This is a genomic window from Paenarthrobacter aurescens, assembly GCF_041549525.1.
Lineage (GTDB): Bacteria > Actinomycetota > Actinomycetes > Actinomycetales > Micrococcaceae > Arthrobacter > Arthrobacter aurescens.
Genome location: NZ_CP157456.1, coordinates 2135202 through 2148136 on the forward strand (window position 1 = coordinate 2135202; position 12935 = coordinate 2148136).

The 12935-nt window shown below is 61.1% G+C and carries 11 protein-coding genes; 7 read left to right on the top strand and 4 right to left on the bottom strand.

Going from position 1 to position 12935, the window contains the following annotated elements; translation table 11 throughout:
* Positions 1 to 116: 116 nt before the first annotated feature.
* A complete protein-coding gene (locus ABI796_RS09880; protein WP_246095822.1) occupies positions 117 to 1607 on the top strand; it encodes a sugar ABC transporter ATP-binding protein in 1491 nt (496 codons plus the stop codon).
* Positions 1608 to 1698: 91 nt separating this feature from the next.
* On the opposite strand, the gene ABI796_RS09885 is transcribed toward ABI796_RS09880, so the two are convergent.
* Positions 1699 to 2337, bottom strand: coding sequence for a hypothetical protein (locus ABI796_RS09885; RefSeq protein ID WP_246095821.1), 639 nt, complete (start codon positions 2335 to 2337; stop codon positions 1699 to 1701).
* A 219-nt stretch (positions 2338 to 2556) separates the two neighbouring features.
* A complete protein-coding gene (gene serB / locus ABI796_RS09890) occupies positions 2557 to 3444 on the bottom strand; it encodes a phosphoserine phosphatase SerB (protein ID WP_141284058.1) in 888 nt (295 codons plus the stop codon).
* A 110-nt stretch (positions 3445 to 3554) separates the two neighbouring features.
* Here serB and ABI796_RS09895 point away from each other — a divergent pair, with 110 nt between their 5' ends.
* From ABI796_RS09895 to ABI796_RS09915, 5 genes are all read left to right on the top strand, one after another.
* Entirely contained in the window at positions 3555 to 4340 is a 786-nt protein-coding gene (locus ABI796_RS09895; RefSeq protein ID WP_141284056.1) for an ABC transporter ATP-binding protein, read from the top strand.
* 19 nt (positions 4341 to 4359) lie between these two features.
* The gene (locus ABI796_RS09900; protein ID WP_141284054.1) at positions 4360 to 5145 is read left to right on the top strand and encodes a sulfite exporter TauE/SafE family protein; all 786 of its coding nucleotides are present in this window, start codon (positions 4360 to 4362) and stop codon (positions 5143 to 5145) included.
* Between the two features lie 7 nt (positions 5146 to 5152).
* Positions 5153 to 5962 (top strand): TrmH family RNA methyltransferase, encoded by an 810-nt coding sequence (locus tag ABI796_RS09905; protein WP_141284052.1) that lies wholly within the window; start codon positions 5153 to 5155, stop codon positions 5960 to 5962.
* A 141-nt stretch (positions 5963 to 6103) separates the two neighbouring features.
* A complete protein-coding gene (locus ABI796_RS09910; RefSeq protein WP_017200906.1) occupies positions 6104 to 6361 on the top strand; it encodes a type B 50S ribosomal protein L31 in 258 nt (85 codons plus the stop codon).
* Between the two features lie 86 nt (positions 6362 to 6447).
* Positions 6448 to 7548: a lipoyl protein ligase domain-containing protein gene (locus ABI796_RS09915; protein ID WP_373092894.1), complete on the top strand. Its 1101-nt coding sequence runs from the start codon at positions 6448 to 6450 to the stop codon at positions 7546 to 7548.
* An 11-nt stretch (positions 7549 to 7559) separates the two neighbouring features.
* Here the strand turns inward: ABI796_RS09915 and pepN are convergent, their stop codons facing one another.
* Together pepN and ABI796_RS09925 are read right to left on the bottom strand one after the other, a co-directional pair.
* The gene (pepN, locus tag ABI796_RS09920; RefSeq protein WP_141284048.1) at positions 7560 to 10163 is read right to left on the bottom strand and encodes an aminopeptidase N; all 2604 of its coding nucleotides are present in this window, start codon (positions 10161 to 10163) and stop codon (positions 7560 to 7562) included.
* A gap of 4 nt (positions 10164 to 10167) precedes the next feature.
* On the bottom strand, positions 10168 to 11217 hold the full coding sequence (locus tag ABI796_RS09925) for a YeiH family protein (protein WP_141284046.1): 1050 nt from the start codon (positions 11215 to 11217) through the stop codon (positions 10168 to 10170).
* 111 nt (positions 11218 to 11328) lie between these two features.
* Between ABI796_RS09925 and ABI796_RS09930 the strand changes: the two genes are divergently transcribed.
* The gene (locus ABI796_RS09930) at positions 11329 to 12885 is read left to right on the top strand and encodes a circularly permuted type 2 ATP-grasp protein (RefSeq protein WP_141284044.1); all 1557 of its coding nucleotides are present in this window, start codon (positions 11329 to 11331) and stop codon (positions 12883 to 12885) included.
* The last annotated feature ends 50 nt before the right edge of the window (positions 12886 to 12935 follow it).

The window sequence follows — 12935 nt, forward strand, 5'->3', positions numbered from 1 at the left end:
GCGGGTGGGAATTTTTATGTCTCGTCAGCCGCCTTGGATACCAGGCTGAAGCTTTGGGTGGACTCACAGGGGCGATTATTATCCCTTTGCACTAGGAGCTTTCTTTGGACCTGTTATTGCACGCAGATGATATTCATGCCTCGTATGACCACCGCCGCATCCTTAAAGGCGTCGGGCTTGCAGTAGGACGAGGCGAGATACTGGGTCTGATCGGAACCAATGGTGCGGGCAAAACCACTCTTATGGGCGTATTGGCCGGTTCGCATCGATACGACGCCGGGCTGATGACCCTCGCGGGCGAGATGTACGCACCGGACAACTCAGATGAAGCACGAGCCTGCGGCGTTGGTCTGATCCCGCAGAACTTCAGCATCGATCCCCAATTGACCATTGCACGCGCCATTTTCCGCGGTACGTTCCAAGCTGAGCGACCCCATGGGGAACTCCGCGATCAAGCCGGCAAACTGATCCGGGACATTGGCATCAACCTGGATCCGGACGCAAAAGTCGGATCGCTCATTCGTGCTGAGCAGGCCCTGGTGGAAGTGCTCAGGATGGTTGCCGAGGAAGCACAACTGGTGATCATGGACGAGGTTGCAGCCTCACTTCCGGACCATGACGTAGCCGTCCTCCATCGAGTGTTGCGAATGCTGGTCAAACAAGGACGGGCCATCATCTATATCACTCACCGCCTGGACGAGGTCCGATCCATTGCCCACCGCATAGCCGTACTCCGGGAAGGCCGGGTGCATAAGATCCTCGAAGCCAGCCATACTGATGTCCAGGAACTGGCTTTCCTCCTGCTCCAACATGAACTCGAGAGCGGTGCCAGGCCCAGCGACGCCGCGGATGGTGGGGAACTCCTGAGGGTAGTGGGCCTCAGCACTGAAGACAGGGTCCGGGACGTGAGCTTCAGCGTGGCCAAGGGGGAAGTTTTCGGGCTGGTTGGAACGCATCGCTCAGGTGTCTACGACGTCGTGGAAGCCCTGGCCGGCGTCCGGCGCAGCACCTCCGGGCGTATCCTCCTCCACGGCCGGGAAGTGGAGATACAGACGCCCCAGGATGCCTTGGCGCTGAAAATCGGTTACTTGTCCGATGCCGTAGATGACCACGCCGCATCAGGGACCATTGTGCAAGGCCTCCAGCACAGCACGGGCGGGAAAGAGCCAAATCTGCAGGACGAGATTACCCACCTCCGCGGAGTGGCCGAGGTGGTCCGGCGCATGCGCATCAGCACCACCAACATCCACGGAGATATCAGTACGCTTTCCGGCGGCGATCGCCAGAAAGTACAGCTGGCCAAGTGGATAACCACAGGCTGCGACCTCCTGATCCTTAGCCACCCGAGCCGCGGCATTGACATCGGGGCCAAGGAAGCCGTCTACCAGATGCTCAAAGAACTCAGCCAGACGGGTGTGGGCATTATTCTTCTGTCCTCCGATTTGTCCGAACTGATCAGCTGGTGCCACAGGGTAGGAGTGATGCGGGACGGCGAACTCGTCACTATCGAAGCCAATGCCAACACCAATGAGGACGTCCTGGTGCACCACATGATGGGTGTGAAGTTCGAGTCCGGCAGCAGTGAGGCAAGGCGCGCGAGGACCTGACACATCAGCTTGCAGCAGTGAGGCTTGCAACTGTGAAAAAAGGGGCGGTGGCGCATCTTGCGCCACCGCCCCTGTGCCATGTCCCCGGGAATCAGATGGTGATGCCCTTGGCAAGGTTCTTGAGCTTGTGCCGGGCCAACGCAAGGTTGGCATAGGTCCGGTCAAGTACAAGGTAGACGAAAAGACCCTTGGAGCCGCTTGAGTTCAGTACGTTGATGAGGTGGTACTGGGTTCCCAAAGTGATGAGGATGTCCTCAATGTCGCTGTCAAGACTCAGATCCGCCATGGTACGCAGCTTGGCGCTCACCACGTTGGAGTTTCCTGCAGCGGCAACGCCGAGGTCAAAGCCGGGGTTTCCACCCTGAGCCAGTGCCATGCCGCTGGAGTAGTCCACAACGGCAGCGCCAGTGGACCCTTCGATTGCCAGCAGTTGCTTGATGGCTTCATCCAGTGTGCTCATATCGTGCTGTTCCTGTTCTGTTGGGTCATGGGCAGTGTCCGGGAAAGTGGCAATCGGGGTTGAGTCGTCGTCGTATTGATCGAGGTGGAAAATCTCGTGGAGCGACGATTCATGCCCGTCAATTCCGCCCGGGTGGTGTACCGGCGAGTAGGACGCGGAGTCCCGTTTCCACCATTTCCACGTGCGCTCCGAACGGATCACTTTCTGCTCCCGCAATTGGTCATACCGGCCTGCCGCTTTCTCTGCGGATTTAATGATAGGAGCCTTCACTTTACACAGGATTCCGGCCAGCAAGGCAAAGCACTAATGTTTCCGTGGCAAGAATTCTACTCAACCAATAAATTGGTGACAGTTGGATAAATAAATGCAATTCTTGCGTCACGAAAATGACTTTACTGTTTCACCCGGAGATGCCAAAGCACCGGCGGGGAACCCGGCCGGTGCTTTGGCATCAATCAGATGGTGCGTCGGGCAAGCAACGCTGTAGCTCTAGACGTTGGCGATGTGGCGTACGGCGTCCAGATACGGCATGGTGATCACAGCGTCGGCTACCGCGCGCACAGCTGGCTTGGCGTTGAAGGCGACGCCTATTCCGGCGGCGTTCAACATGTCCAGGTCATTTGCACCATCACCCACAGCGATGGTGTGGTCCAGACTGATGCCCTCCGCGGCAGCCCACTGACGCAAGTACTTCTCCTTGGCGGCCCGATCGATCACCCCGCCCAGCACCTTACCGGTCAACGCGCCGTCGACGATTTCCAGCTCATTGGCGATCCAATAGTCCAAGCCAAGGTCATCAGCAATAGGACCCAGAATCTGGTTGAATCCTCCTGACACCACCGCCACCACGTGCCCGGCCTGTTTGAAGGCCGCAACCAATTCAGCGGCACCCGGGCTGAGGCGAACTTCCTGGCGAACAGATTCGACCACAGCTTCCGGCAGGCCGGCGAGGACGGCAACGCGGGCATGCAGACTCTGGGCAAAGTCCAGTTCGCCGCGCATCGCAGCTTCGGTGACCGCCGCCACTTCTTCGCGCTTGCCTGCGTGCGCTGCCAGCAGTTCGATAACCTCTTGCTGGATCAGGGTGGAGTCAACATCCATGATCAAAAGCTTCCTGGGCGCCTGCCTCAACGCCTCAGGCACAACAGCGGTATCCATTCCGGCCTCCGCAGCGTCTGCTACCAGCCGCCTCATGGTTGCCAGATCCGCGTCTCCGTTCACCTGCAGACCGGCAGTGTGCACGCCGAAGCGCTCATCTCCGGCGTGCGATTCCGATGACACCGAGGCCCCGGCGCCAGCCAGCACGTCAAGTACATGCTCCAGTGATCCGGGGGACAAATTCACGCCGTAGCTCACTGCAGCCAAGTTCGAAGTCATGGCCTCAATCCTACTGAGAGTGCTGCAGGGGCCCGAATTCGTTGCGGCGGCTAAACCGGGAGAAACCCCGGTTATCAGTCATGTGGCTTTTTGTCCTAGTGTCTACTGCTATGAGTGATGTTCTGGAATTGGCTTCCGTCAGCGTTGTCCGAGGCAAGAAAACCCTGCTGGACAAAGTGGACTGGGAAGTCAACGAAGGTGAGCGCTGGGTCATCCTGGGCCCCAACGGTGCCGGCAAGACCACCCTCCTCCAGATCGCCGCAGCCCGCCTGCACCCCAGCAGCGGCAAGGCCGGAATCCTCGATGAGACTCTGGGGCGCGTTGACGTCTTTGAACTCCGCCCCCGAATCGGTCTCTCCTCGGCTGCACTGGCCACCCAGATTCCGGAACACGAGAACGTCCTTAACGTAGTGGTCACCGCGGCCTACGGCGTCACCGGGCGTTGGCGCGAAGGTTATGAGCGCGACGACGAACGCCGCGCCTTCGCTTTGCTCAACGACTGGGGCATGGGTCCCCTCCTGAACCGCACCTTTGCCACCCTGTCCGAGGGTGAGCGCAAACGCGTCCAGATTGCCCGTGCTCTGATGACTGACCCCGAGCTTCTGCTGCTCGATGAACCCGCAGCAGGCCTCGACTTGGGTGGCCGTGAAGAATTGGTTCATAAGCTGGGCGAACTCGCCAGTGACGAAGCAGCTCCTGCCATGGTCCTTGTCACTCATCACCTTGAGGAAGTGCCGCCGGGATTCACCCACGCCATGCTCCTGCGCGAAGGCGGTGTGGTGGCCGCAGGTCCCATTAAGGAAGTGCTGACGGACGAACACCTCAGCAACACCTTCGGCCTTGCCTTGGATGTTTCGGAAAACGCCGGCCGCTACACGGCTACTGCCCGACGCTAGACGGGTTCAGTAACTTACTATGGAGATTCTTAGCAGCATCCTGGTCTTTGTCGCGGGCTTGTGGGCCGGCACCATCAATGCGGTGGTCGGCTCCGGCACGTTGGTGACCTTCCCGGTACTTATTGCCATTGGCGTAACGCCCGTGGTTGCCTCCATGAGCAATGCGATGGGCCTGGTGGCGGGCAACGCCGCCGGCGCCTGGGGCTACCGGCGCGAACTTGCCGGCCGCGGCAGGCAGCTGATGAAGCTGTTGCCGGCCTCTTTGCTGGGCGGCATTACCGGAGCCTGGCTCCTGCTGCACCTGCCGGAGAAGGTGTTCCACTACGTCGCCCCGATCCTGCTGGTGCTGGCCCTTCTTATGGTTCTGTTCCAGCCCAAGCTTCAGGCGTGGGTGCGCAGCAGGGAAGAAAACCCTGAGCATGCCATCCGAGATCGAAGCCACGGCATCCTGCTGGTGGTCCTGGTGTACCTTGCCGGTGTCTATGGAGGCTACTTCGTCGCAGCCCAGGGGATCCTCCTGGTGGGAATCCTGGGCGTCTTCCTCTCCGGAACCATGCAAAACGCGAATGCCATGAAGAACATCCTGGTGCTGGGCGTCAACATGATTGCCGCCGTTTCCTACCTGATTTTCGCCTTTGACCGCATCGAGTGGATCTTTGTCCTCATCATTGCCGTAAGCTCCACCATCGGTGGCCTCATCGGTTCGAAAGTAGGGCGGAAGCTTTCCCCCAAGGTGCTGCGGGCCGTCATTTTCGCGCTCGGCATCGTGGCCCTTGGCTTCATGATCGCCAACCTGCTGAAATAATCAAGCGGTGACGTTCCACTATCTTGAGTCCGCCAACGACCCCCGGGTGACGGACTACACCACCCTCACCGATGTACACCTCAGGAAGTTGCGCGAGCCACGCGAAGGCATGTACATCGCCGAATCCTCCAAGGTCCTCCGCAGGGCACTTGCGGCCGGCCATCAGCCCCGTTCCTTTTTCCTGGCGGAGAAGTGGCTGGAGGACCTGGACGACGTCTTCAAGGCCCATCCTGACGTTCCCGTATTCATCGGCAAAGCTTCGCTGTTGGAAGAGATCACCGGCTTCCACCTGCATCGCGGAGCGATGGCTGCCATGCACAGGCCTGCCCCTGTCCCGCTCACGGACCTCTTGATCAACGCCAGGAGAATCGCCGTGCTGGAAGACATCGTGGACCACACCAACGTGGGCGCCATCTTCCGCTCAGCTGCAGCGCTGGGTGTGGACGCGGTGCTCGTCTCGCCCAGGTGCGGCGACCCGCTGTACAGGCGCAGCGTCCGCGTCAGCATGGGCACGGTCTTCCAAATACCGTGGGCGCGCTTGGACAGCTGGCCCGCCGGCTTGGCAAGCCTGCAGGAGCAAGGCTTCACGGTGGCCGCCATGGAGCTGACCGATGATGCGTTGAACCTGGACGAACTCGCCGCCAAAAACTACCCGAAACTCGCCTTGGTGCTGGGGACCGAAGGTGCCGGCATGAGTGAGGAGACGCTGGCCGCCGTCGACCTCGCGGTGAAAATTCCCATGCGTGCAGGTGTGGACTCACTTAATGTCGCCGCCGCCTCGGCAGTGGCGTTTTGGGAGCTTCGGCCGCAGGAGTGACTCCGGTTCGTCTGGCATGGCCCTTTCCGCTATGATTGGTTGTTGGCCCGCCCGCTGGAATGTTCACATTGCAGCCAAGGACCACCTCCATTCATACCTGGCAGCTGGCAAAATCCAGTTGCGCGAACAAAAGGTCCCATTATGAAGTCTGATATCCACCCGAAGTACGAAGCTGTTGTTTTCAACGACCTGGCCTCCGGTACTCAGTTCCTGACCAAGTCCACCGTGTCTTCCTCGAAGACCATCGAGTGGGAAGACGGAAACACCTACCCGGTTATCGACGTCGAAATCTCTTCGGAGTCCCACCCGTTCTACACGGGCAAGCAGCGCATCATGGACTCCGCTGGCCGCGTCGAGCGCTTCAACGCTCGCTTCAAGGGCTTCGGCGGCAAGAAGTAACCACTTCACCCCCAAGGCTTTTCGAAGGCCCGCATCGCCGGATTCCGGCAATGCGGGCCTTTGCGTTTTCCGGCAAGATGGACATCATGACTTCCCACCCGGCCCAAACCCCCGATGCTCACAACGACCCCACCCGCCTTCACGGCGAATATAAAGTCCCGGGCGGCAAACTCGTGGTGGTGGACTTGGAGATAGTGGACGGAAAATTCTCCGACGTTTCGCTCAGCGGCGATTTCTTCCTGGAGCCAGATGATGCCCTTGAGGACATCAACCGGGCGCTGACAGGCCTGCCGGAAAACTCAACTGCGGCAGACATTGCCGCGGCCGTCACCGCCGGAGTGCCGGGAGAGGCCGTACTGTTCGGTTTCTCGGCCGAGGCGGTGGCTGTAGCGGTCCGCCGAGCACTGTCCAAGGCCACGGGGTGGGCCGACCACCAATGGGAGGTCATTCCTCCCACCGTGTTGCCCACCCAGGTCAATGTTGCCCTGGATGAGGTACTCACTGCTGAAGTGGCGGCAGGCCAGCGCAATCCCACTCTGCGGTTCTGGGACTGGGAAGAACCCTCCGTGGTGATCGGAAGTTTTCAGTCGGTACGCAACGAGGTGGATCCGGACGGCGTGACACGTCACGGTATAACCGTGGTGCGTCGCATCAGTGGTGGCGGCGCCATGTTCATGGAAGCCGGCAACTGCATCACCTATTCGCTGTACGTGCCGCAGACGCTGGTGGACGGCATCAGCTTCGCCGACTCCTACGTCTTCCTGGATGCCTGGGTGATGGCCGCCCTGGAAAAGCTGGGTATTACCGCCTTCTATGTTCCCTTGAACGACATCGCCACCGATCAAGGCAAGATCGGTGGCGCGGCACAGAAGCGGCTCGCCAACGGCGGCATGCTCCATCACGTCACCATGAGCTATGACATCGACGCCGACAAGATGGTGGAGGTCCTGCGGATCGGCAAGGAAAAGCTATCCGACAAGGGAACACGGAGCGCCAAGAAACGGGTGGACCCATTGCGCCGACAAACGGGTCTTGCGCGCCTGGCAATCATCGATGCCATGAAGGACGTTTTCATGGAACGCTATGGGGCGGTTGAATCCCGGCTTACCGATGATGAACTCGCCGAGGCCAGGAAGCGTGTGGAGGAGAAGTTCGGCACCGAGGAGTGGTTGAACCGGGTTCCCTAAGCGCCTCCCGGTCAGCCTGCCGCTTGGGCAGTCAACGCCCGCAGCAGATGGCTTCGTTGCTCAATGACGATCCTGCGCAGGGCCCGGGGAGCGTCAGCGTGGTCATGAAGCCACCTGTCTGCCCGCAGCAGCACCGGGTGCTCAGCAGGCTGCACGCCGGCAGGGAGATCTTGGGCCCCCGGGAAGAGGCCCCTGACAATCCGCCCCGCAATCTCAATGCTGCGTTCGGACCAGACACGATCAAGGCATTCAAAATAGGGCTCGATGTACTCCGCAAGGAGTTCTGCGGGAGCAATAGCAAACCCGGCTATGGTTGCGCTGAGGATTTCATTGGACAGGCCGGTACTGGTCACAGCCGAATCCCAGGCCGCCGCTTTGACCCAAGCCTCGGGCAGGGCAGCGGAGGCAAGGCAGTGGCCTTCCCTGCCGGATGCTGTGGTGTCAGCCTGCAGCTCCCGGTCCAGCTCAGCCTGCGTTGCCTGCCCGTGGGCTGCCAGCGCCTGCCACAGGCTCCATCGCAGTTCAGCGTCCACGGCGAGGCCTTCCACCACGATGCTGCGTGCCAGGATTCCCTTCACAAGTTCCAACTGGCTCTCACCGTGCCGGGAAACCTCCGCCACTGTCCTGGCCCACGCGAGTTGCTGGTCCGAGCCGGGAGCAGCAGCTGTGAGCTGCTCGGCGGCAACGGCAAGGAAGTCTTTGCGCACGCCTTCACGCGTGGCAGCGGGAACATAGCGTTCAATGGCAACGGCAGCATTTCCCAGTACGTTCAGGAGGACACCTATGCCGGTTTCCGAGGGTGCAAACTGCTCGACGGCGGATACGTAACGTGCCGCTGGAGTGACGCCATCCCTGGCCGAGTCCCAGAGCGCAGTCCAGCAAAGAGCGCGTGCCATGGGATCGGTAATCCTGTTCAGCGACGTCCGTACTGTGTGCTCGGACTCGCTGTCCAGCCGCACTTTGACGTAGCTCAGGTCCTCATCATTGACCAGCAGCAGCGCTGGCCGGCGCTTCCCCTGCAGGGCGGTGACCAGTGTGCTCGGACCGGCAACCTCCACGTCCAGGCTGTCCATCCTCACCAGGGCACCGGTTGAGTCCGGTTCGTACAGGCCCAGCCGCATACGATGCGGGCGAAGTTCCTGGTGGCCGGTCAGGGGATCCATGGCTTCTTGTTGGAGAGTCACGGCACCCATGACTCCCTGATCGTCTGCGATCTCGGCCGCAACCGTGGAGATACCGGATGTTTGCAGCCACTGGCGTGCCCAGTCTGCAAGGTCCCTGCCGGAGGCAGCGCTGAGGGCTTGGAGGAGGTCCTGGAGGGAAGTATTACCGAATTCGTGATCCCGGAAATACTGCCGGGACCCTGCGATGAAAGCATCAAACCCGACGTAGGCCACCAGCTGTTTCAGAACCGAAGCACCTTTGGCGTAGGTGATGCCGTCAAAGTTCTGCTTGGCGGCTTCAAGGTCCGGGATGTCCGCCACGATGGGGTGAGTAGTGGGCAACTGGTCCTGCACATAGGCCCAGGCTTTGCGCTTGCTGGCGAAATTCACCCACGCCGTGTCCCAGGACGTAGCCCGGTCCACGCCCAGGGTTCCCATGTAGTCCGCGAATGATTCCTTAAGCCAAAGATCGTCCCACCAGTTCATGGTCACCAGGTCCCCGAACCACATGTGGGCCATCTCATGCATGAGGGTATTGGCGCGCCCCTGGTACTGGGCATCGGTAGCGCGGGAGGCGTAAACGTACTTCTCAGTGAATGTCACCAGCCCGGGGTTTTCCATGGCACCGAGGTTGTACTCGGGCACAAACGCCTGATCGTATTTGCCCCAGGGGTAGGGGTAGTCGAAGAGTTCGTTGAAGAACTTCAGTCCGTTCTTCGTCAACCGGAACAGCTCCACCGCATCGAAGGAGTCTGCCAAAGATGCGCGGCAGTAAAGTGCCAGTGGCACCTCAAGCCTGGTGCCGTCGTCGAGCGTTGCTCCCCAGTGATCGGTGGCCTTGAAGTAGGGGCCGGCAAGCACTGTGGTGATGTAGGTGGACATGGGCTTGGTAGGGGCGAAGTCCCACAAGGCGGCGGCCGGGTGGTCCGCTACCGGCGTGCGCGCCTCCTCCACTGCGTTGGACGCGACCTCCCACCCGGCAGGGGCTATCACGTGGAAGGTGAATTCAGCTTTGAGGTCCGGCTGCTCAAAGTTGGCGAAGACACGGCGACTGTCCGCGGGTTCGTACTGGGTATAGAGGTAGCACTGGCCATCCGCGGGGTCCACAAAGCGGTGCATGCCCTCACCGGAGCGGCTGTACAGGGCCGTCCCGGTTACCGTCACGGTGTTCTCGGCCGCGAGGCCTTCCAGGATGATCCTGTCCCGGTCAACCACTGACGCGAGGTCCAGCTCCCGGCCGTTCAGCACTACCGATTGCATGCCACCGCTGATGAAGTCCAGGAAGGTGGCCGAGCCCGGCGTGGCTGAGAAGGTGATGGTACTGGTACTCGGGTAACCGGCGACTGCGGGATCTGCCGCGTCGCGGACATCGAGGGTGACGTCATAGCTGTGGGTTGTAATCAGGGCTGAACGGGTTGCGGCTTCGTCGCGCGAGAGATTGTGATTCGACACACAGCTATCTAATCATGATCCACGCGGCACCCAGACCCAACGATGCGATGAGCAGCCACGAGCCCAGAGCCACCAAAACGGCGCACCCTCCCGTGTGAATGAGAGTGCGCACCCGTACCGCCGAACCCAGTCCGAACAGCGCCGTTGCCAGGAGGATGTCCTGGACCGCCGCCGCGATTTCCAGTCCTGTCCCAGGCACCCAGTCCAGTGAACGCAGTGCCACCATGGCGAGGAATCCAACCACAAACAGCGGGACAATCGGCGGGAAGCGCCCGTCGCTGTCCTGGTGTTCATTGTCATCGCCATTGCTCCGTCTGCGCACATGGATGATCCGTTGGTGCACCCCGGCGGTGGCCGCGATGGGGGCCAGCAGGACTACGCGCGTCAATTTGACGACGACGGCGATCGCCAGTGCCGAGGTACCTGCGGTTTGCGCCGTGGCCACCACTTGACCAACGTCATGTACTGATGCGCCTGTCCAGGCACCGAATCGTTCGGCACTAAGGTTCAGCGGGTGCATGAGCAGTGGCAGCACGCCGATGGCAAGCGTGCCACAGAGCGTTACCAGAGCCACTGGGAGCACTGTGTCCTGATGCTTGATCCTCCGCACCGCTGCCATGGCCCCAATGGCCGAAGCGCCGCAGATGGAAAAGCCGGTGGCGATCAGGAGGGCTGCCTCCCCGGGCAGGCGCAGAAGACGCGCCAGGCCATACGTCCCAACGAAGCTGACCAGGACGACGCCGGTGATCAGCAGCAGGGACAGCCACCCCAGGCCAAGGACATCACCAAGGCTGACCTTGAGGCCCAGCAGTACGATTCCGGCACGCATGAGGTGCTTTCCGGCGAAGTCCAGGCCCGGCCGGGCGCGCCCCGCGGTGAGAACAGCGGTGCCCGGTATATTTGCTGAGAGCAGGCCCAGGGCAACAGCAAGCGTCATGGCTGGAATCGCCGGAAAAACGGCGTGGATGGCGAAAGCAAGGCCGGTTGCGGCGATGCTCAGGACCACCCCGGGCCCCAGCCGGGACAGCCGGGGCATAAAACTCTTGTAGGGCATGCCCTCAACCCTGCCGGATGGGGGCACGGAAGGCGAACCGGGAGTTCCCGGAAACGGCAACACAACCAGCGCGTAATGCGCTCGACTCAAAAAGGTGATTACCTGTTTCCCATGTCTGACCTATTCCAGGATTACTCCGAGGCCGCTGCGCGCAGTGGTGCCTATGACGAGATGTTTGCCCAGGGCCACGTTGCCAGAAGATCCTACGGTCAGGTTTCCGGGGCTCTCCGCGAGCTTTCCCTGGCCGATGTCACCGCCCGTGCCGACTCCATGGCACGGACCTTCCTGGACCGTGGCGTGACGTTTGACTATGCAGGGGAGGAACGGCCGTTTCCCCTGGATATTGTTCCGCGCGTCATTCCCGCAGATGAGTGGGATGTCCTGGAGCGCGGCGTTGCCCAACGGGTCAAAGCGCTGGAAGCTTTCCTCAATGACGTTTACGGACGAATGGCCGTGGTCACTGACGGTGTGATTCCGCGGCAACTGGTGACCACCAGCGCGCACTTCCACCGCGCAGTGCACGGTTTCGAGCCCTCCGGAGGGGTTCGCGTCCACGTTTCCGGCATCGATGTGGTCCGCGATGCTGCCGGAACCTTCCGCGTCCTGGAGGACAACGTCCGCGTACCCTCAGGGGTCAGCTACGTCCTGGAGAACCGTCGCGCCATGGCCAAGGGCCTGCCCGAGGCTTTCGGCCAGCAGCACATCAGGCCGGTTGAGGAGTACCCCCGCCGGCTCCTCTCGGCCCTCCGCAAAACCGCCCCGGCCGGTGTGGACGATCCCACAGTGGTGGTCCTGACCCCGGGAGTCTTCAACAGCGCCTACTTTGAACACACCCTCCTGGCAGGGCTCATGGGCGTGGAGCTTGTTGAAGGCCGCGACCTCATATGCCGGGGCAACCGTGTTTACATGCGGACCACTGCCGGTGAGCAGCGCGTGGATGTCATCTATAAGCGCATAGACGACGACTTCCTTGACCCGCTTCAGTTCCGCTCGGATTCCATGCTTGGCTGCCCGGGCCTGGTCAACGCCGCCCGTGCCGGGGGAGTGACCATTGCCAACGCCGTCGGCAACGGAGTAGCTGATGACAAGCTCGTGTACAGTTACGTCCCTGACCTGATCCGCTACTACCTTCACGAAGAGCCGATCATTGCCAACGTTGACACTTTCCGGCTCGAGGAAAAGGAAGCCAGGGAGCATGTTCTGGACCGCCTGGAGGAGCTGGTGGTCAAGCCCGTGGACGGTTCAGGCGGTAAGGGATTGGTCATTGGACCTGATGCCACCAAGGAAGAACTCGACGCCCTGCGCAAGCGCGTCATTGCCGATCCCCGTGGATGGATCGCACAACCTGTCCTGCAGCTCTCCACTGTGCCCACCCTCTCCGGCGATAAGTTCGGGCCGCGCCACGTGGACCTGCGTCCGTTTGCCGTCAACGACGGCGACGACGTCTGGGTCCTGCCCGGAGGACTCACCCGGGTGGCGCTGAAGGAGGGTTCCTTGATTGTGAACTCCAGCCAGGGCGGTGGATCCAAGGACACCTGGGTTTTGGCGGACTCCCCGCAACTGCCGGCGGAGATCATTCCCCGTCAGTCCGTGACGGTCCGCGAGCAGGTCTCGGTGTGGCCGGTGGAAAGCAATTGGCGGGACCGCCAAACGGAGCAGCAGCAGTGATTGCGCTCCATCAAAACTTGAACTTCGATCTGCACCACGCGAAGGAGGCA

Bases quoted from the DNA above. Each gene is read 5' to 3' on its own strand.
- serB (WP_141284058.1), bottom strand. From the start codon at position 3,444: ATGACTTCGAACTTGGCTGCAGTGAGCTACGGCGTGAATTTGTCCCCC.
- ABI796_RS09895 (WP_141284056.1), top strand. From the start codon at position 3,555: ATGAGTGATGTTCTGGAATTGGCTTCCGTCAGCGTTGTCCGAGGCAAG.
- ABI796_RS09900 (WP_141284054.1), top strand. From the start codon at position 4,360: ATGGAGATTCTTAGCAGCATCCTGGTCTTTGTCGCGGGCTTGTGGGCC.
- ABI796_RS09910 (WP_017200906.1), top strand. From the start codon at position 6,104: ATGAAGTCTGATATCCACCCGAAGTACGAAGCTGTTGTTTTCAACGAC.
- ABI796_RS09915 (WP_373092894.1), top strand. From the start codon at position 6,448: ATGACTTCCCACCCGGCCCAAACCCCCGATGCTCACAACGACCCCACC.
- ABI796_RS09925 (WP_141284046.1), bottom strand. From the start codon at position 11,217: ATGCCCTACAAGAGTTTTATGCCCCGGCTGTCCCGGCTGGGGCCCGGG.
- ABI796_RS09930 (WP_141284044.1), top strand. From the start codon at position 11,329: ATGTCTGACCTATTCCAGGATTACTCCGAGGCCGCTGCGCGCAGTGGT.